Annotated in this window: 27 protein-coding genes and 1 other annotated feature; of the genes, 3 read left to right on the plus strand and 24 right to left on the minus strand. The window is 37.3% G+C overall.

Going from position 1 to position 19,531, the window contains the following annotated elements; all coding sequences use genetic code 11:
• Positions 1 to 41: 41 nt before the first annotated feature.
• From IPU53_RS04330 to infC, 4 genes are all read right to left on the minus strand, one after another.
• Positions 42 to 317, minus strand: a complete 276-nt coding sequence (locus IPU53_RS04330) for a DUF1294 domain-containing protein (RefSeq protein ID WP_207448201.1) — start codon at positions 315 to 317, stop codon at positions 42 to 44.
• 287 nt (positions 318 to 604) lie between these two features.
• On the minus strand, positions 605 to 958 hold the full coding sequence (rplT, locus tag IPU53_RS04335; protein WP_057985116.1) for a 50S ribosomal protein L20: 354 nt from the start codon (positions 956 to 958) through the stop codon (positions 605 to 607).
• 26 nt (positions 959 to 984) lie between these two features.
• Positions 985 to 1,185, minus strand: a complete 201-nt coding sequence (rpmI, locus tag IPU53_RS04340; protein WP_207448203.1) for a 50S ribosomal protein L35 — start codon at positions 1,183 to 1,185, stop codon at positions 985 to 987.
• Positions 1,186 to 1,207: 22 nt separating this feature from the next.
• A complete protein-coding gene (gene infC / locus IPU53_RS04345; RefSeq protein ID WP_207448205.1) occupies positions 1,208 to 1,711 on the minus strand; it encodes a translation initiation factor IF-3 in 504 nt (167 codons plus the stop codon).
• 107 nt (positions 1,712 to 1,818) lie between these two features.
• Positions 1,819 to 1,957: a sequence feature (ribosomal protein L20 leader region), on the minus strand.
• Between the two features lie 320 nt (positions 1,958 to 2,277).
• On the opposite strand from infC, the gene IPU53_RS04350 reads away from it, so the two are divergent.
• Together IPU53_RS04350 and IPU53_RS04355 are read left to right on the plus strand one after the other, a co-directional pair.
• Positions 2,278 to 2,823 carry a YusW family protein gene (locus IPU53_RS04350; protein WP_207448207.1) on the plus strand — a complete coding sequence of 182 codons (546 nt, stop codon included), beginning with the start codon at positions 2,278 to 2,280 and terminating at the stop codon, positions 2,821 to 2,823.
• Between the two features lie 40 nt (positions 2,824 to 2,863).
• Positions 2,864 to 3,406 (plus strand): YusW family protein, encoded by a 543-nt coding sequence (locus IPU53_RS04355; protein ID WP_207448209.1) that lies wholly within the window; start codon positions 2,864 to 2,866, stop codon positions 3,404 to 3,406.
• 503 nt (positions 3,407 to 3,909) lie between these two features.
• Here IPU53_RS04355 and IPU53_RS04360 read toward each other — a convergent pair.
• From IPU53_RS04360 to IPU53_RS04390, 7 genes are all read right to left on the minus strand, one after another.
• The gene (locus IPU53_RS04360; protein WP_207448211.1) at positions 3,910 to 4,635 is read right to left on the minus strand and encodes a nucleotidyltransferase domain-containing protein; all 726 of its coding nucleotides are present in this window, start codon (positions 4,633 to 4,635) and stop codon (positions 3,910 to 3,912) included.
• A gap of 52 nt (positions 4,636 to 4,687) precedes the next feature.
• The gene (locus IPU53_RS04365; protein WP_207448213.1) at positions 4,688 to 5,398 is read right to left on the minus strand and encodes a YwaF family protein; all 711 of its coding nucleotides are present in this window, start codon (positions 5,396 to 5,398) and stop codon (positions 4,688 to 4,690) included.
• 70 nt (positions 5,399 to 5,468) lie between these two features.
• Positions 5,469 to 6,242 (minus strand): APH(3') family aminoglycoside O-phosphotransferase, encoded by a 774-nt coding sequence (locus tag IPU53_RS04370; RefSeq protein WP_207448215.1) that lies wholly within the window; start codon positions 6,240 to 6,242, stop codon positions 5,469 to 5,471.
• Between the two features lie 32 nt (positions 6,243 to 6,274).
• The gene (locus IPU53_RS04375) at positions 6,275 to 7,294 is read right to left on the minus strand and encodes a S66 family peptidase (protein WP_207448217.1); all 1,020 of its coding nucleotides are present in this window, start codon (positions 7,292 to 7,294) and stop codon (positions 6,275 to 6,277) included.
• Positions 7,295 to 7,314: 20 nt separating this feature from the next.
• A complete protein-coding gene (locus IPU53_RS04380; RefSeq protein ID WP_207448219.1) occupies positions 7,315 to 7,797 on the minus strand; it encodes an NUDIX hydrolase in 483 nt (160 codons plus the stop codon).
• 108 nt (positions 7,798 to 7,905) lie between these two features.
• Positions 7,906 to 8,460 (minus strand): DUF2441 domain-containing protein, encoded by a 555-nt coding sequence (locus IPU53_RS04385; RefSeq protein WP_207448221.1) that lies wholly within the window; start codon positions 8,458 to 8,460, stop codon positions 7,906 to 7,908.
• Positions 8,461 to 8,514: 54 nt separating this feature from the next.
• Complete coding sequence (locus IPU53_RS04390) at positions 8,515 to 9,432, minus strand: MBL fold metallo-hydrolase (RefSeq protein WP_207448223.1); 918 nt, start codon at positions 9,430 to 9,432, stop codon at positions 8,515 to 8,517.
• A gap of 266 nt (positions 9,433 to 9,698) precedes the next feature.
• On the opposite strand from IPU53_RS04390, the gene IPU53_RS04395 reads away from it, so the two are divergent.
• Complete coding sequence (locus IPU53_RS04395) at positions 9,699 to 10,364, plus strand: Fic family protein (RefSeq protein WP_207448225.1); 666 nt, start codon at positions 9,699 to 9,701, stop codon at positions 10,362 to 10,364.
• Between the two features lie 95 nt (positions 10,365 to 10,459).
• On the opposite strand, the gene IPU53_RS04400 is transcribed toward IPU53_RS04395, so the two are convergent.
• The 13 genes from IPU53_RS04400 to IPU53_RS04460 all read right to left on the minus strand — a co-directional run bounded on the left by IPU53_RS04400 (position 10,460) and on the right by IPU53_RS04460 (position 19,346).
• Complete coding sequence (locus IPU53_RS04400; RefSeq protein ID WP_207448227.1) at positions 10,460 to 11,584, minus strand: CAP domain-containing protein; 1,125 nt, start codon at positions 11,582 to 11,584, stop codon at positions 10,460 to 10,462.
• A gap of 166 nt (positions 11,585 to 11,750) precedes the next feature.
• Complete coding sequence (locus tag IPU53_RS04405; RefSeq protein WP_207448229.1) at positions 11,751 to 12,455, minus strand: class I SAM-dependent methyltransferase; 705 nt, start codon at positions 12,453 to 12,455, stop codon at positions 11,751 to 11,753.
• 15 nt (positions 12,456 to 12,470) lie between these two features.
• Positions 12,471 to 12,797, minus strand: a complete 327-nt coding sequence (locus IPU53_RS04410; RefSeq protein ID WP_207448231.1) for an HIT domain-containing protein — start codon at positions 12,795 to 12,797, stop codon at positions 12,471 to 12,473.
• A 1-nt stretch (position 12,798) separates the two neighbouring features.
• A complete protein-coding gene (locus IPU53_RS04415) occupies positions 12,799 to 13,281 on the minus strand; it encodes an NUDIX hydrolase (RefSeq protein WP_207448233.1) in 483 nt (160 codons plus the stop codon).
• An 11-nt stretch (positions 13,282 to 13,292) separates the two neighbouring features.
• Positions 13,293 to 13,442 (minus strand): hypothetical protein, encoded by a 150-nt coding sequence (locus tag IPU53_RS04420; protein ID WP_207448235.1) that lies wholly within the window; start codon positions 13,440 to 13,442, stop codon positions 13,293 to 13,295.
• A 20-nt stretch (positions 13,443 to 13,462) separates the two neighbouring features.
• A complete protein-coding gene (locus tag IPU53_RS04425; protein ID WP_242698069.1) occupies positions 13,463 to 14,164 on the minus strand; it encodes a YjjG family noncanonical pyrimidine nucleotidase in 702 nt (233 codons plus the stop codon).
• Between the two features lie 86 nt (positions 14,165 to 14,250).
• Positions 14,251 to 14,466: a GNAT family N-acetyltransferase gene (locus tag IPU53_RS04430; RefSeq protein WP_313886449.1), complete on the minus strand. Its 216-nt coding sequence runs from the start codon at positions 14,464 to 14,466 to the stop codon at positions 14,251 to 14,253.
• A complete protein-coding gene (locus IPU53_RS04435; RefSeq protein WP_207448240.1) occupies positions 14,463 to 14,684 on the minus strand; it encodes a hypothetical protein in 222 nt (73 codons plus the stop codon). The genes IPU53_RS04430 and IPU53_RS04435 overlap by 4 nt, the downstream gene beginning before the upstream one ends.
• 19 nt (positions 14,685 to 14,703) lie before the next feature.
• A complete protein-coding gene (locus tag IPU53_RS04440) occupies positions 14,704 to 14,994 on the minus strand; it encodes a hypothetical protein (protein WP_207448242.1) in 291 nt (96 codons plus the stop codon).
• Positions 14,995 to 15,087: 93 nt separating this feature from the next.
• The gene (locus tag IPU53_RS04445) at positions 15,088 to 16,491 is read right to left on the minus strand and encodes a multi antimicrobial extrusion protein MatE (RefSeq protein WP_207448244.1); all 1,404 of its coding nucleotides are present in this window, start codon (positions 16,489 to 16,491) and stop codon (positions 15,088 to 15,090) included.
• 267 nt (positions 16,492 to 16,758) lie between these two features.
• A complete protein-coding gene (locus IPU53_RS04450) occupies positions 16,759 to 17,406 on the minus strand; it encodes a YesL family protein (RefSeq protein WP_207448246.1) in 648 nt (215 codons plus the stop codon).
• Positions 17,407 to 17,573: 167 nt separating this feature from the next.
• Complete coding sequence (locus IPU53_RS04455) at positions 17,574 to 18,422, minus strand: carbohydrate ABC transporter permease (RefSeq protein ID WP_207448248.1); 849 nt, start codon at positions 18,420 to 18,422, stop codon at positions 17,574 to 17,576.
• A gap of 18 nt (positions 18,423 to 18,440) precedes the next feature.
• Entirely contained in the window at positions 18,441 to 19,346 is a 906-nt protein-coding gene (locus IPU53_RS04460; RefSeq protein ID WP_207448692.1) for a carbohydrate ABC transporter permease, read from the minus strand.
• Positions 19,347 to 19,531 lie beyond the last annotated feature (185 nt).

A 19,531-nucleotide genomic window follows, 5' to 3' on the forward strand; every position in this document is an offset into this window, starting at 1 on the left:
CCCCGCCTTCTTACTAATAGTCTATGGGAGAGAAAAATTCGTTATGACAGGCGGTCAAGCATCAAATAAAAAAGAATGCAGTCGAGGATAGCTAATATCGGAAAACCATATTTAAAAACAAAATGCTTGGTTTTATGACGGAAGGACCACATGCCGAGCGTTGTCCCCAAAGCCCCGCCTATAATAGCGATTAACCATAAGTTTTTTTCACTAACACGCCATTCTCTTTTTTGTGCCCTTCTTTTATCAAGCTTCATAATAAAAAATCCCCATAAATTTATGACGATAATATATATTCCCACGATTAATTTAAACATATTCCTCCACCTTCTAAATCAAAAGCCATTCTCCGCAAATGATGGAGAATGGCTATAAAAGTCTTACATGTTTCTCTTGTTTTTCTAGTTCCAGTTACTAGCGAATGTACGTCGCTATACGGGCGCTTCCGCTTTTCTTTGTCCAGCTGCAGCGCCCAGCGACTAGCAAACTTTCAGCCTCCTCCTATGATAAGTCAACATCAGCTCATGCTTCGCTGTGTTTCCTTTATCTCGTCAGAAGCTTAAAAAGTTTGTACGTCGCTATACGGGCGCTTCCGCTTTTCTAATTATAAAGCGGCTTTTGCTTTGTTTGCTAGTTCCGCAAATGCATTTTCGTCAGATACAGCTAAGTCAGCAAGCATTTTTCGGTTTACTTCGATGCCAGCCAATTTCAAGCCATGCATTAAACGGCTATAAGAAAGACCGTTCATACGAGCAGCCGCGTTAATACGAGTGATCCAAAGCTTACGGAAATCACGCTTTTTATTACGACGATCACGATAAGCGTACATATAAGATTTCATTACTTGTTGATTTGCTACTTTAAATAGTCTATGTTTTGAACCATAATAACCTTTTGCTAATTTTAAAACTTTCTTGCGACGTCTGCGCGTAACTGTACCGCCTTTAACACGTGGCATATTGATTCCCTCCTATTGGTTCCGGTTTATTTCAGATTGTCAAGTAAGTGACGAATTCTTTTAAAATCACCTTTTGAGACAATGGTAGATTTACGTAGTTTACGTTTTTGTTTTTGAGATTTATGAGCGAACATATGGCTTGTATAAGCATGGGAACGTTTCAGTTTACCACTACCTGTTTTCTTAAAACGCTTTGCTGCGCCACGGTGAGTTTTCATTTTTGGCATAGGGTTTTTCCTCCTCAAAACTTTACTTTTCGGTTTTTGGTGCCAACACCAAGAACATACTACGACCATCCATCTTCGGTTTCGATTCAACGGTTGCTAAATCACTGCACTCATCAGCAAATTTATTCAATACACGTTGACCAATTTCCTTATGTGTAATGGCACGTCCTCTAAAGCGGATCGAAGCTTTTACTTTGTCCCCTTTTTCCAGGAACTTACGTCCGTTCCGAAGCTTCGTATTGAAATCATGGTCTTCAATGGTTGGACTTAATCGAACTTCCTTCACATTGATCACTTTTTGATTTTTACGTGCTTCTTTTTCCTTTTTTTGTTGCTCAAAGCGGAATTTTCCATAGTCCATGATTCTGGCTACTGGTGGTTTAGCATTTGGGGCAACAAGAACAAGATCAAGATTTACACGAGTAGCCATTTCCAATGCTTCATTACGGGATTTGACTCCAAGTTGATTACCCTGATGATCAATTAGACGAAGTTCACGGGCACGAATGCCTTCATTTAACAACATATCTTTGCTAATAGTTAGCCACCTCCAAGATATTTTCGGAATACATCTGTTTGGAAAAAGATAAGCGCGGACGCTTTACTCATCATTAAGCTATCACTGTAAAAAATGAACAATAAAAAAAGCGGGCACAAGGCACCCGCTTTACATTCAAAAAGATATTTAATGAATGATAAATTTCAGATCTATAACCTGCCAACAACATATAGCGTCGATCAGGCGAGAAGCGGGCAGCTCCTTCTTCCATCAACAAGTATTCAATTTCGTTATAAATAATATCACATGAACATAATTATGTCAATCATTGCCTCTTACACAAGAAATAATTATAACAAATAAAAGGAAATAAGGCAAACCTTTTTTAAAACTATTTTATCCTATCTAGCCTTAAAATGTTTAATTTCACCTATATCGGTAAAACTTATAAATGAAACTTCAATTAGTGTAAGAACTTCATCCTCATTAATTGTTATTTGATACAAATCAGGCTCTTTGAGCAGTTTCCCAAGCCTTACGGAGGGATTACTGCCTGGTTATTTGAGATAAATTAGCATAGGAGGTTTAAGAAAATGAACAGATGGTCTATATCTGTAATAGGAGCTGGCTTATTATTGGGGCTAACCGCTTGTTCAAATGATCCCTCAGTCGACAATCATCCGAAAGAACAAGTTGTACCAAGCGATAACCAAGATCGGGAAAAAACACCAGATACGATTCAAATAGAAGATAGCGGAAATAAATCTCATGAAGGACAGGTACAGAATGATCAAGATGCAGCTGAAATGATGCAAGACCTTAATTTCACTAAATTTGAACTCGAAGTAAAATATGGTCCCAACGAGGAAATCGATTACGAATATAAACTGAAAAGCGATAATGGGGATTATAAAGCCGAAATGAAAGATACAGTTAAAAACGTTATTTACAAAGGGATGGAAGCTTTTGCGGCATTGCATACACAATTAAAAGATATTGAACTAAATGCCAGTATGGATGATGAAGAAACAATCCAAGGAATACTCGACCGTTTTGACCTTGATTCGGATTATAGCAAATTTGAATTGGAAATGTCTTTTAAAGACGGTAGTAAATTAGATATTGAGGATCTCAAATAAAAGTGTCGTCCAAAAGTATATACAAATATAAGGAGGATAAATGATGAAACGTACCCTACTTGTTTTTTCTTCTTTTGTCCTAATGTGCTTCTTAGCTGCATGTGGAAATGGGAATACGAATGACATCGACTCAGCGCAAAACAACACCCAAGAAGACGTAAGTCCAAATAATGAAACTGGAACAGGAAACGATTCGAAAGATAATGAAGAGACTGGAAATTCAAATGACCAAGAGGAAATGAAAACACAAATGGACAAACTGGATTTTTCTGAAATAGAAGTCGAGGTTTCTTATGGTCATGATCAAGAATATGAAGCAGAAATTGAACAAGACAAAAATCAACCAATTGAAGCTAAAGTAGAAGATGAAATTAACAATGAATTCCTAAATGGCAAAGAAGCATTTGATAGCATCTATTCAAAAGCAGAGAAACTAACTCTGACGAAGGATAGTAGTGATCAAGAGACAATTGAACAAATTTTAGATGCATTCGATTTGGACAATGAATATGAAAAATTCGAAATTGAAATTACTTTTGATGATGGATCCAAGCTTGATGTAGAAGATCGGAAAACTACGTAAAACTTATTTCACGAATCACTAGCCGAACAGGAGCAACTTAATCAGTGGAGAGTTACAAGTTAAACATTGGTTGGATCAATCAACTACAGCTGTATTCCTCCACTGATTAATAATAAACATTTCTTAATATCCACTATTAAAATCACTCAAACCATTCATAAAGCATCGTTTCAGAATCCTTTCAGAATCCGTACCTCTAGCTACCTCAAATGCTTCTTTTTTTGATCGTTTATTTTGATATAGTTCATAAAAGAACCTAATTGCAAAAAATCCACTACTTGTCCAATCAATATAATCATTAGCAGTTGATTCTATAGCTGCTAATTCGGCAATTTCCCCCTTCAAATCAGCGCTTTATTTGAGAATATTTAACCACTTGACAGCATCTAATACCCCCTGTGCAACCATAATCAGGCTCTACACTTCCTCCTCTATCTCGGCTGATTTGCAGAACTCTCGAGCGAGGATTCGTTTCCAACCAGCACGGTCACCATACTTTCGTTTTAACATTTATCCTTCCCCATAGAAAATCCATCAAATAACAAGCCACCATAAGGTTCTATGGCTTCCTCTACAAACTGAATGATTTTTTCCTTTTCATTTTTCTGATAAAACTCTTCAAGAGCCCCTATGAAATCTTTTGCAAGCTTCTCATCATAGTTTTTCAATGCTCGAATCGTCCATTTCGATGAGCCGATCCATTGCCGATTTATTCGTAGGATGAACTCTATCGATAATTCCGCAAGTGTATTGGCAAGAAAAATGGCTTCTCCTCTTTTAGAACACCCCTTAAAATCATCCAACACATCAGTTAAAAAGTATCTCTTCATATCGATCGCTTCACTTGACCATTTATCTGGTCCTTTTTGCAATAATTCATTTGCTTCTTGTTTAACCATGTTTACAATATTTGCGTCCCTTATGATAATCCCTTCTGATACCATTTTGGGCATACTAGGTTTCGCTTGAGCTCGATCGCTCTCAAAAAACTCTTTATAGGAAGAAAAATTATGAACAAAACATTCAATATACCAACCAAAATCGATAAAAGATTCGCGATAGGAGGCTGGAAGTACCTGATCAAAAATTACAATATCTAGGTCAGATGTGGATGTTCCCTCCCCCCGCACTACACTTCCTGCCAATAGTGCGGCTTGACAATTCGGAAAATGTTTTTCAATGACAAGTTGAGCCGCCGTCTCTGGATTTGGACGTGACGGTGTAACCATAGACTCTCCCCCTACTTCAATCAATTCAACTTACTCCCACAAAGTTAACTTTTTATCTCTTAACCTGGTAATACTTCTTCTCATTTCCTTTGCGAAACATCAGCCAAAGTAATAAAAAGATTATAAAGGCTACGAACTCTAACATTAAGAGATACCATGGATAAGGTCCCAAATAATCCAAAAGACTACCTCCAGTAGGTTTATCCCTTAGAAACATATAGTTCCCGCCGGATAATCGGTTCACAATTAACACAATCGGTAAAAGCAGGTTTAAGATCAGCATCGTTTTTAGGAGCCCTTTGAACGTCGGGCGATACCCTTTGATCCAAGTAAAATAGCAAGCTGTAAGAATAATACCAAAATGAGTATAAAAGAAATGAAAATAGCGAAAATGCGGGAAACCAAGTTCTAAATCTGGTGTTATGATCGCTTGAAGAGCACCGCCCATTCCAGCATAGAAAACGAAATTATATAAATGTCTGTTGTCTGTCCATAAAAGCACAATTGCGATGATCAGGCTAATACTACATAATTCTAATGGCAGAGAATAACTCATATCCCACCGCTCTGTTTTCCACATCCAGATTTGGTAAAGTAACTCCATGATCAACAAGGATAAAGAAAAAATTTTCTCTAATGTCTTAAAACCATCCCATTTTTTTCTCGTTACAAATAGAATATAAACGATTATAAAACCGACTATAACAGCTGCAATATGCGCTGTAGAAAAGATAACGAATGAGGGCTCATTTGTATCATTCAACTTTCTTCCCCCATTTCGGAATAGTAGATTGCAAAAGGACTTTTCTTCATTCCCCTTACATATGGGTTATCTAAAAGAACTCATCCAATAGCTGATAAAAATATATTTTTTCTTGATCTACTTGCTCTAAGCCATATTCTTTCAAAAAGAGGGAGATGTATTGCTCACCAAAATTACGAGCAATACTTCGAACAGCTAAAGCGATATCCTGATAACGATCAGATATGCCTGCGCTTCCCAGGTCAATAAAGCCACTCACTTCATTGTTCTGAAGAATAATATTCGGCAGACAATAATCTCCATGAGTAAAGACAAGATCCTCTTTTTTAGGGCGTTTTTCAAGCAATTCTTGAAAAAGCTCCTCCGCATTTTTTCCTTTTCGTTCTTCATCAAAATCTTCGGTATCAACGAGATTTTTTTCTACTCTGACTTGCGCTTCCTTTATCGTCACATCTAAGGTACGTTGAAAAGGACAATGTTCTACACAAATACTATGTATCTCTCTTAACCCATGAGCCAATCGCTTGATTACGAGCGGAAGATTGGCTATATGTGCGGAGTCAGATGCATCGCTGCCTTTGATTTCTGTCATTAATAAATATTCTCGCTTTTCATCCTGACAATAATAGAGTAGCTTTGGCACTTCCAATTTTCCTTGCAGCCATTCCATCTTCTCTTGCTCAATTTGTAATGGTTCAATGGCATTAGCTGCCTGTGTTTTCAAGTAAAGTGAGTGATTCTCCTTTTTTAATAAAAAGGTACTTGCTTCTGAATGACCACTGGTTTCTTGGTGACATGTATAGCCCTTGATGATTTTCTCTAATGAATTAGGAATTTTATTCATGACTGCCTCCCTCCTCTCTTTGCTTAAATAAATTAGGGTAAAAAGTGTTGTTGAATCATTCCCTGCCCATTTTCTATCCTTACTTCCGCATAAGCACCATTTATAAATGTTATTTGCGGAGGAACATGACCGCAATCAATATCATAAATAATGGGAATATCTAGCTCATTTGCGAGTTCTTGATAAACATCCTCTACTGTATAGTTTTCCACCGCTTGATTGGCGGAGCTTCGTCCAAATAAAATACCGGCACTCCCCTCAAACCAACCGGCTAATTTCATTTGGATCAGCGATCTCCTTAAATCTACCGTTGATAACTCGCAATTTTCGAGATACCATACTAGAGGATCACCAGCAAGAAACTGTTCTCTAAATCTTTGTACATCTCCATAGGGTGTACCAATTAAATGTCGAATCACATCGATACATCCGCCTAATAAGCGACCTTTGATCATAGTGTTAGGAGGGTAGGAAATCGTTTTCCAAATGGTTTGCTCCGTTAGATGGTAAACACAGGGAGAGGGCCGATCATGCTGCCATTCCTTTTGATATTTCGAAGAGGAATACTGCACAACACTTTCTCCAGCCTTTGTAGCTAACACCTTTTCCCACATGGCTGTTGTCTCATCCGAATATTCTCCACGTAAATCCAGTAAGTTCGTACCATGTGCAGTGGCCATCCCACTTGTCAATGTTATCGCCAATAATAAAAGGCTAATGTCGGAATAACCTAAAATCCATTTATTTGGAGGTTGTTCAAAATCGATATATTCTAAGATTTCTATTAATAATTCTCCACCCCAAGGTGGTATAAGTAAATCGATCGACTCATCCTGCAACATTTGCTTCAATTCTGCAGCCCGCTCTTCGGCCGAAGCTGATCTGGCCTTATGTTGGGTCCAAACGGTCTCACCACATTTCACCGTAAATCCCCTCTGCTCTAAACGTTGACATGCCTGTTTTACAATGGGATGAAGTTTCATTCGCACCCCTGATGAAGGGGCTGTTACCCCAATCGCAGCTTTATTTTGCAAAAACGGATATCGGATCATTCATTCCCCTCCCTTTTGTTCTAAATATCCCTTTTCACCTTCAATTCAAACTCTGGTTTCGTGACATAGTCCATATACTGAACGGTCCCATCAAAATCCAAGTAGGCTTGGAAACGAGTTCGAATGGCTGGTGCATCGACCATATCTAAAACATGCTCCTTCGCTACCCAACGACTATCCGAAGTTTCCTCTGAGGTTGCTAATTCTCCTCCTACTGGCTTGCAGATAAAATCGAACATTACCTTTGTTGGGACATCTGTGATACCGTCATACCATTTATGTGTACCTGTGTTAGAATAAACCCCCATTAAGTGCGAAACAATGATGTCGATCCCACTTTCTTCCTTTACTTCCCTCGTCACCGCATCGATCACATTTTCTCCCACTTCCACTTGTCCACCTGGATACACCCATCCACCATGATGTGTTTTAACAAGCAGAATATTCCCTTGATCATCTTCCACAATTCCACCGGCTGCAACAATATGTGTTGGCATTTCCATTATCTCTCCACCCTTCTTTGTCCTTACTCTATTACTATTCTAGAAGATCACAAAATTAACCTGCCAATTGATTTTTAGGAAAAGTTGCTCTAAATCTTCCTTGGGTGTTCAAGATAAAGAAAATTCCTTTACTATTTCTACAACCTCTATCTTGCCATCTATTAACGTTTCAACCAGTAGCTCTTTACCTAGTTTATTAGGTTTATTACTCCAGTAGTAATCTGCATTTCTTTCATTTTCTTCAGCACTATCAGTTCCATCAAAGACATTATACGCGTCACCATCAAACACCCTGCCATTTGTTCGTAGTTTAACGATTTGATAAACTTTTCTGCCACTATTGATAAATGAGTTAGCCCACATTTCTGCATCCGCTAAAGTTTTTGAGGTATATAAACACGACATTCTAGAAGGATAGTTTGGATAGTTTTCCTCCCTAACCTTTTCCAACGCTAATTCTCTGTATGTTCTAACAGTCCAGTATTCCAAATTGGAATTTATAAATTCCGAATCTTTATCAATAGGCTTATCACCATCTAATATTTTTTTACAAGCCATAACCCGATGATAAACGCCATTGCGATGGTTATAATCAAAAATTATGATTTGTCCAGACTTCATAGGTTTTTCGGTAACGACATGATACAAATAATTTTCAGCCACGCTTGTTCTCCCTTCTTTTATTGCTCAGCAAGCTAATACCATTAATCTATAAAGCTATTTTATATAAACTGTTTCACCTAAGAATAAGACCCGTAATTTCTCCTCAGGCAACTGTCGTTTTTCCCATTCCCGGTACAAGCGCTCCAATGCCTCTGGGCCGGTGTCATCCGCCAGTCGATACGCGCCATAGTGCATCGGCACAAACGTTTTTGCTTGTAGCTCAAGAAATGCTTTAACACTATCTTCCGGATTAATATGGGAATCTTTCATAAACCACTCCGGCTCATAAGCCCCAATAGGCATAAACACGGTATCAATCTTAAATCGTTCTCCAATCTCTTTAAAGCCGGAGAAATAGCCTGTATCTCCAACAAAATACATCGTTTCCTCATCACTTTGAAAAATAAACCCACCCCAATGGGACGTATTTATATCTGTGAGCGTTCTGCGAGTCCAGTGCTGGGCCGGGACAAAATCAATCGTAAGCCCTTTACATTCTATACTTTCCCACCAGCTCATCTCCATAACATGCCGGTATCCCTTTCGTAAAAATATTGATTTTAACCCTACAGGTACGATATATTGTGGATCCCCTTTCAACTTTTTCAGTGTAGGAAAATCCAAGTGATCATAATGTCCATGAGAAATCACGACTACATCAATTTCAGCTAGATCCGCAAGGGGAATTCCTGGCTCTGTCAATCTTTTTTGTAACCCCATCCGTTTTGCCCAGACAGGATCTGTTAAAATATTCAGTCCATTTAACTGAATGAGAAACGTAGAATGGCCAATCCATGTATAGGATGTCCTGCCTCTATTTTTCTGGATTTTTTTAACTTGTTTATGTGGACATTGCTCAATATTTACAGATAAATCCTTTTGCTTGCTGCGTCGTTCTTTTGTCCACTTCATCATATCTCTAAACGACTTCGTATTCGTTACATTATTTAAGTTCTCGTATCTATTTTTCATAAACTCACCCATAATGAATTCTTTTGAGAAAATTATAACAACAATTATAACAGTGAACAAAATATAACAGAGATTTTTTAATCGTGGAAAAAGAAATAAATATATCGTTCATTAGGTTAAGATTGAAACAACCTTTTTCTAGCTCGTCTCATTATATATAATGGGTAGGGAGAGATAATGGACAAAGAAATGGTATAATTGTAAAGAGCATAGATAAAAGATGGTAATTGGCTAATAATTGCATCTTATTGAAAGGAGCAGGATGAATGTTTTATAAAGATAAGTACAATCTCAACGATCGGGAATCAAGATTTTTATTAAAAAAAAGCATTGTTGCTCTAATCCATTCCACTTCACGGTTAGAAAAAGTTAGCACTACGTTTCCACAAACAAAGACCATTGTTGAAGGTATGAGTGTAAGTGGCATTAGTATGGATGACATACAAGTCATCCTCAATCTGAAAAATGCCTATCAATATGTATTAAAACTGTCTAATGACGAAAAGTTTGATTTGTCAATCGCTTGTAAAATAAACAGTTTTATTTCTTATAATGAGTCACTTGAATGGGGTGTTTTGCGCACGGGTCAGGTAGGAATACATGGAGTAGACTATATTCCTGCCATTCCTATTGAATCTAAGGTCGTATCTACAATCCAAAACATCTTACATAGTGAAACGTCGTGGACCTACAAAGCATTAAAATATATGTATTATGCTATGAGAGCTCAGCTGTTTTGGGATGGAAATAAACGTACGGCCATTGTATCCGCTAATACAATCATGATGTTGAGCGGAGTCGGAATAGTCAATATTAGCGAAGAACAACTGGAAAATTGGAATCAATTATTAACAGAGTTCTACGAAACAAATAACGATGAAAGAATAATCCAATGGACTTATGATCACTGTATACATGGGATTGATTACTAAGAGCAAACGGCTGTGTTGTATCGGTCTCACATAGACGCTGCTCTTTTAAATAAGACCGCAAGCAAATGAAACCCACAAGCGGTCTTATCTCTATTCTATGGAGTTAAAAAGTTCTCAGTAAAATAGGGTTGTCCCTCTTCATTAAAATCAACTCCAACTCCTAATGCTCTAAAATCCTTTTGCAGAATATTTTTTCGATGACCAGGTGAATTCATTAATCCTTCATGGGCGAAAATGCTGCTAAATTGTCCCATTGCAATATTTTCTCCAGCCATTTGATATATAATATCATCTGCTGTCATCCGGTCAAATGGTGATTCCCCTTCAAGATTCGTGTGATTAAAATAACTGTTTTCGGCCATATCTGTACTATGCCCGCGTGCTGTTTTCATCACTTCTTCATCCCAATCAAGAATAGGAAGATCATTTTTCACTCTTGCAGCATTGGTTAAGTCAAATAATTGATATTCAAATCCTTCTTTGAGTTCATTACTTGGTTCGCCATAAATCTGTTCTTTCTTCTCCTCAAGGTTTTCATTCAGAACCAGAACAGCTGTTACTGTATTCTCCTCTTGCTTATCATAAAAAATTGTAGCATATTGGTCTCCAATTAAGAAAAGGTCATATTCATCATTTGCATTGATTTGATAGGAAACCCAGCCTTTTCGAATATATTCTAATGGGTCGTGCTGTTTAGCTAGAACCGTCTCCCTAGCCGTTCCATATTGTACTCCGATAGATGAGGAAATTAAGTCTTGATTTGTATATAACCCAGCTACTCGATCATTCTCATCATAAGCCACCATCAAAAAGTTTTGATACTGTTGATGATAAGCCACCCAATCAACGCCATATTCATTTCTAGTAAAACGTTGCGGGGAACCAATTTGCTTTTCCACTTCTGACCGTTCATGTCCGATCTCAATATTATGAATGGAAAATGTTTGTTCCAGGGGTTCTTCCAATTTTGGCTTTTCGACCGACTTCTGTTCAGGTTCCTGTCGTTCCTCTGGTGAGGACGATTTGAATAAATCTTGGACCTGAGACTGAAGGGACTCAATTGTTTTATTTACTTTCGGATGTTCCTTTATCGAATAAAAATCTGCTTGCATTTTCCCGAAGACACCTGGCACACCAGATACTTTTAGGGTTTCTCCATAAAAATGCCAAAACCCTAAAACAATAATTGCTAATAGAAGAATATTTCGTAATTTCGGCAAGCTGACACTCCTGTCTTTATCCGTATTCTATATGTATATTGTAGCAAAATTTTACGGATAGGGACAATGAGCAAGAAAAGTTAACGAAAATTACCAAGACAAGATTATTTACTGATCCACATGCTTAATTAGCCTAATTCTGCATCAGCCGCAATATTTTCCACTCTTACTCCTTCTCCCCTATTACTCCAATTAAAGGAGGAATCTCATAATGTGATCGTTGCAGCCCTTCTAAAGGAACCTCTTTTGCAATCGTTAATTCCTTGATAGAAAGCAAACGAAATCCTGATGAGATAAAATAGTTGATATAGTTTTCTAAAGGACGATGGTAGGCACCTAATGTCCCTCGGATCGTTCCTACCCCATTTGATTTCCACCATTGTTCTGAATAACTTTTTATAACCCTTATGCCATTTTCTGTAGTTTCACTATTGGGAGACTGAAAGCATGGATGTGTAATGACCCAAATCATCTTGCCTCGAGTTTTTAGAATCCGATAAGCCGATCGGAACGCTTTTTGAAAATCTGGTAGATCCATCAGCATTAAACTCGACACAACTAAATCATAATCATTTTCTGGAATCTCCCTTAACTCCTGTGCATCATCCTCAACCCAGTCGATCGCATCCGCATTTGGATAAAGTTGCGCGATTTCCAATAATTCTTGGCTAATATCAATACCAGTGACATGCCCGCCATTTTGCAACAATCGATAGCTCAACTCTCCTTGTCCACATCCCAGATCACAAATTTTTTGACCCTTAATTTCCTCAATATGCTTTAAGATGAATTGAAAGCTTAGCTCATTGATAGGCGAACCCTTACGAATGATATCATCATACGTCTTTGCAAATGCATCGTAGCCTGCCATCCTTCTCCTCCTCTGCTATGCTTGGATCTTTTCCCCTGATACAATATGCCAGTGTAAGTGTTTCGAATCTTGATAAGCACCAAGATTCGTAATAACGCGACAAGCTCCATGCTCCATTTCCAGTTTCCTCGCAACCTTTTTTACAATATTTAATAACTCCACTAATAAATCATCATCATCTAGCTTCGTAAGTGAAGGAATATGCTTTTTAGGAATCGCAACAATATGGACCTGATAAAAAGGCCTTGTATGATAATAGGCTAAGACATTCTCTGTTTCATAGACTTTCTCCACTTGTGTATTCCCACTTAACACTTCATCACAGTAAAAATCGTTCGTCATTTTATATCTTTTCCTTCCCAGCCAATCTTGTCTTCAATTGATAATCTGGCTTCAATTCCCATGTCTCATATGGTACAAAACTTGTTGCCTCCATTGCATCAAGAGTTCGGGATCTTTGCTGTAGACGGGTAATATATTGATCAATATTTTCTTCGTTGATTGCTATGTAACGAGCTTCAAGAATCTCTTCAGGTTGAATCTTGATCTCTCCAGTCACATACTCCCCTTTAAAGACTACACCCAATGTAGCTTTCGTTTGATTAAAATATAGTCCAGTAATACCAATTGGGCGAATTGTTACACCCGTCTCTTCATAAAACTCTCGACAAACAGCTTCATCTAATGGCTCTCCCACTTCAACATTGCCACCTGGCATTTCCCATGTATCTGAACGCCAGTGAGTTCGTACGAGTAAAACCTCGCCCTTTTCATTTGTAACATACGCTGACGTCGAAATCGTTTGTTTCGGTGGCACATAAGTCAACTCTACCCCTCCTATTTTTTACTCCGCAAAAAACCCATAGCGATGAAACCGACGCCCAGACCAATCATTGAACCGGCACCTGTTTTGTCAAATAATAGTCCTAAGCCAACACCTAGGATGATACAACCAATGAAAACAACACCGCCTCTTTCATAATTCATTCCGCTCACTCTCCTCATAATTATCTTCTTACTAAAATATCTTTCACCTCTTGCAAATGTTTGATCGTAAAGGATGGACGCATTTCCTTTTCCAACGAGAGTTTTTTAGGGTTATAAAAGCAAAAATCAATCTTAGCATTTACTGAACCATTATAATCATCATGCAAGGAGTCACCAATGAATAAAGCCTCCTTGTGATCGATATTTAGTTGATCAAGAGCTGTTTGAAAAATTTTCTTATCTGGTTTCCAATAGCCGACCTCATCCGAGATGATTAATTTATCAAAATAATGATCGATTCCCCCTGCTTTAAGTCGACTTCTTTGCGCTTCTCCGATTCCATTTGAGATTATCGCAAGCCTATACTTCTCATGTAAATCGGCTAAAAGATCTTGTGCATACTCCTCAAAATGACAGGTGTGACAAAACAACTCCCAATACCGATTCGCTAATATTCGTGATACAGAATAGTCTAATTCTAATTCTTTTAAAGTATCTCTAAAAGAATATTCAAGTACTTCTAATATATGATGGCCCGCTTTATTCCGCTCGCTCCAATAACGCATATTGATCTTTTGAAAGCTGCTCCAAAATTGCTCCCAGGCAAACGTCTCACTTTGGCTAACTTCGTGTCCTTTTACAGTATTTTGCATGGATTCCCATTCACTCGTAGAATAATTAAGGAGAGTATTGTCTAAATCAAAAATAATCGCTTTATACATATCGGACATGCCCCCTTTCAGCTAAAAGGTTTTCTCAAGTTGATCGATTGTAAGCTCCTTCTAACCTCACTATCCTTAATATGAATTTAAAGTTCTAATGTCAAAATCATAAACCCATCAGCATCAAAACCTTCTTCTTTAAAGCCAACATGTTTGAAACAGCTTAGACTTGCGAGATTATCAGGTTCAATTCCCACTTCATTTTTTTGTGCTAGTGATAGCTCCGGCCTTTGAAGTAATGTTTGTAACATTTTCGTGCCATATCTCTTATTTCTCAATTGCGGATGGGTTAATAAGGCTATTGAAGTTGGAAATTAATGTCCATTTCCATCCATATTGCCCCGACAGGCCTATCTTGTTCTTGGACAAGCCATGCCCAGTAATAAGGGCTTTTTTGTACGTATTGAAACCAATTGTTTAACGGCAAGGTACCACCTAATCGATGCAATACCTCTTCATCCTTAAACCATTCCTCCAAAACCACTAGATGTACTTCATCCAATCTAAGAAAATCCAGCATTCCATATTCCTCCTTGATCCTACGTATACCACTGTGCCTGAAGTCGATACATATTAGCATAGTGCCCATTTGCTTGTATGAGCTCTTCATGGGTCCCTTGTTCGGTGATGCCGCCATTATGCAATACAATAATCCGATCGACTAGCTTACATATTCCTAATCGATGCGAAATAAAAATCGTTGTTTTGTCTTGAGAAATATCCTTAAATTGTTTATAGACCTCCACCTCTGCCTGCGGATCAAGAGAAGCTGTTGGTTCATCTAAAATGAGTAATTTCGCATCACGAATATAGGCGCGCGCAATGGCCACCTTTTGCTATTATTCCCTAAAAATACTATTATACTATTATTGTTAGCGTTTTCAATTACCCCATCTCGAAATATACCCAAGCTTTTTCTCATATTAGGTATATTCCGAAATCTCATTTTCCTTTGTTTTAAAAAGGGCAGGTTCCTTACTTACTCGTATAACATTGTATAGAACTACCGCCAAACCTGTCAGTTCACCAATAGAGATGGAAGCTGCGCCGATGATGCCATTCCATTGTGGAAAAAAGACTACAAAAATAATCAGGCAAAGAACAACTGTAACCAAATTGGCGATCTGTCCAATCAACATCTTCTTCGTCCTCTTTTTAAGCATTAAATAACCATTTAAAAAATCAACCCAAGGAAATAACAACGCACGGAAAAGAAAAAAAGTAAGCACGATAATCGTCATGTTGGATAGGGAGGGATCCGCTCCCATTATTACCTTCATAAACCATGGTCCCGCTTTGGTTACACATAATATCCCCAATAATACAGTCGGAATCAGGCTAATGATAATCATAAAACGAAGCACTTTTTCTTTATTTTCATCGTAAAATTGCAAAACAATTTGATGCGTAAACATGAAAAAACTTAAAACCAATTGACAGATACTATAAGCCAACGCAAATGAAGCAATTCCCGCTTCAATATTATTTGTTTTCGCTAAAAAGGCGTACACAATTGGAATGAGTAGTGTCTGTATGACAAAAAAGAAAACAAGTGGTGTGTAAAATCCCAGCATTTCCTTCTTCCCAACAGAGGGTTCTTTATTGTCTTTTTGTCTGTTAAGGATCCGTTGCCCTCTCCAGACACTAATAACCATTTCTATTAGCATCCCAACTAAAAAAATCAGTGCCCCCACCATGCTCGTAACACGGTCTGTAATTATAAATAAATAAGCAACAACGAACATGGCAATCAAGCGAAGTACGACGCCGATCGTAATCCATTTTGTTTCTAGCTGATTGATCATAAATCCCTGATAAATCCCGCGAATTCCCGAAAAAATCACGACTAAAGTAATCACTTTAAAGGTTTGTGAGATTGTATAAACCATATCTTCACTTGCATTAAAAAAGTATATAAATAACCAATCTCCTAGTTTTGTATAGCTAATCAATAAACTGATTGCCACAATAATCCCCGTAACCTGTAAGAAAAGAATCGTGATCGTTCTAAAGGAATTTGGATTTTTCACAAGTGCTGAGCTCGTTTGCCGCAGACTAATAATCGGACGTTCAATAATCCCAAATAATGAAAATGCAACAGCATAACAAGCAATAATAAAGGTCGCATTTTCCCCTCTACTCAATGTCCCATTAATAATAATATGAGTAAGAGAGGTTAAGCTGGATGAAAGTGCCAAGGGAATAAAAAACGCACTTAAATGATTGTATGTAAGCTTATTTTTCTTCGAAGTACTAATAGTAACACCCTCTATTTTTCGATTATGGAAAAAATATTTATTCACCCTTTCTTCTATAACATCTTCCATCCAATAACAACGTTGTTAATATTCTAATGAAACTCTTATCTTTTTTTATAGGACAAGAGATTCATTGGAGGGATATAGGCCTCCTATTAAGTTGTTCAATAATCCTCATTATATCATAAAAATGTGTTTTATTTTCTCCTTAGGCAATAAACTATCTGAACAGTATATTCGAAATGATCATTACTTATTCCTCGAAAAGAAATGCATGTTCGTGATAACCATAGATTCATAGCAAAAACATCAAAAGTAAAAGTTCGTAGCCAATAACTATAAGGCTGTTTGGGCGATTTTCCTCTTTTCAGCGACACGCTCAATAGCTTGAAAACCTTGATAGGCAAGCCACATATTTAAATGGCAAAGTATGCTTATTCCGAAAAGCGGAATAAAGCCTGGCAGGTATACAAAGAAATAATAAGTTGCTGCACAAGTAATCAACATGATGATCAGATTTACGGGTTGTAAAAAGGCAATGAGTACAGCCTGACGCAAGTATTGTAGTATGTTCAATTTGTAATGGACATAAACCGGGAAAATATAAAGAATAAGCATAATGAAAACAACCATTATGATCAGCATCAAGAAACTCATAAAAAAATTACTGGTACCCTCAACATTTCTGAAAAAGAACAAATTAAAGGTGATTAGACCACCGATGAACAGTAATGAATAGCCCAGCCCATTGGCACGTAGGAATTCTGTACGGTATACATGCCAAAATGTTTTGACAAGTGGAATTTCTTCCTCTCCTAAGGCTGCCTTTCTAGCAATTGTGTAGAGAGAAACTGTGCTTGGGAAAATCCCTAGCATAATACCACCTAAAAGACAAAACCCTAACCATAATAAATTTAAATAGAAAAAATAAGTAATCCATTTGCAAATATTATTAATACCGAGTAATAACCGATTCATTTGCATTCTCTCTATCTCCTTCTTACAGATAACTTTACTAAAGTGAAAAGAAGCTTGATTTAGCATTTAGATACCCTTGCTATCTTTGAGAAGTCGTTTTTCGACAACAGCTGTTTATTCCACTTGTTCTTAGCTCATTTTCCTTAGAATTTTCAAGTTTAGAAGAAAGTTCATTATGATTTCAACCCACTTGTACTAATTCCTTCTACAATATATTTTTGAAATATGAAAAAGATAATAAAGACTGGTAACAGACTAACTGTTGTCATTGCAAACATTGCCCCCCAGTTTGTTACAGCATTTGGATCAGAAAAGAGCTTTAACGCCAAGGAAACAGGATACTTTTCTGGAGTCACCAGATAGAGTAACGGTCCCATAAAATCATCCCAACGCCAATAGAATGAAAAGATCGCTGCTGTCATCATTGCTGGAACAACCAATGGAACGATGATCCTAAAGAAAATGGAAATTGTGTTACATCCATCAATTCTAGCTGCTTGATCTAACTCAGTTGGAATCGTTCTAATAAATTGCATGATTAAAAAGATAAAAAAAGGTACTCCTAAAAAAGTGGGTAAAATTAGTGGAAGATATGTATCTACCCAACCAAAACGATTAAACATAATATATTGAGGGATCATAACCATTTCATAAGGAAGCATTAAGGTAAGCATCATTAATACAAACCAGAATTTTTTACCCGTAAACTTAATTCTCGCGAAGCCATATGCAATAAATGTAGAGGAAATAATGCTGCCAATTGTGGCCACAAAGGTAATAATAAATGAGTTTTTAAAGAAAGTCGTAAAGGTAATCCCACCAAATCCTTTCCATCCCTCTTTAAAATTGCTGAAATCCCATTCTGTTGGAATAAGCTTATGGGCATTAATGAAGACAGTTGAGCTTTCTTTAAAAGAACTCATGGACATCCATGCAAGTGGATATAACATTACCGCAGTAAAAATAATAAGCCCTACATGTAGAAGTATTTTATTATTCCTCTTTTTTGTTCTGATCTCCATTATTAAACTCCTTTCTCTTTAATCACCATAATGTACCCATTTATCTGAACTTTTGAATATAAGTGCAGTAAAGAAAGCAATTATAATCAGCATGAACCAAGCCATAGCGGAGGCATAGCCCATATCAAAAAATTCAAAAGCTCTGCGATACATGTACAAAACATATAATAGCGTGCTGTTCATAGGTCCACCGTTTGTCACGATAAAACTTGGCGTAAAAGCCATAAACCCTTGAATCGTCTGCATCACTGTGTTAAACAAAATAACTGGCGTTAATAACGGAATTGTAATTTTGATAAACTGCTGCCAAGGTCTGGCACCATCTACACTTGATGCTTCATAATAGGTTTGTGGAATATTCCTCAGTCCTGCAAGGAAAATAAGCATCGATGAACCAAACTGCCAACCATATAAAGCAACAAGTGTCCAAATTGCCGTATCAGGGTCACCTAACCATGAATGTGTTGGAAGACCAATCATAGCTAAAATCGAGTTAAGTGCTCCATCATTACCAAATAATTGTCTCCACATAATAGATATTCCAATACTTCCTCCGACGACTGATGGTAAGTAAAGAAGAGTACGATATAGACCAACAGCTTCTACTACCTTATTTAATACAACTGCCACAAATAGGGCAAAAACAAGTCGTATAGGTACAGCAGCACCCGCGTATAGAAAGGTTACTTTTATAGACTCTTTCCATGTTTTGTCGCCAGTAAGCATTCGCTCATAATTTTGAATGCCAATCCAATTTGCTTGGCCACCCATCGTATAATCAGTAAATGACAAGTACAAGGAATATAAAATAGGAAAAAGTGTTAAACCAATTAATCCGATAATAAAAGGAGAAATAAATAGATACCCCATACCTTCTTCATAATCTGTTTTTAACTTTCTTCTGTTTGATATTTTTAAAGACATTTTGGAAGTTATATCTGCATTTTTTATTGGCATCTGCCATCCTCCCCCTTAGCGATCTTTAAATGTTTCAATATTGAGATAAAATAGCCAGCTTTTCCCCGGCGCAATCGTCCGTTACTTCACTTTAAAACTATAAGACTTAAAAGAAATCTAAGTGGGGGAGATCCCCCACCCGTTGGCAGTCC

This window comes from Bacillus sp. SD088 (assembly GCF_017355205.1).
GTDB lineage: Bacteria > Bacillota > Bacilli > Bacillales > Bacillaceae_C > Lederbergia.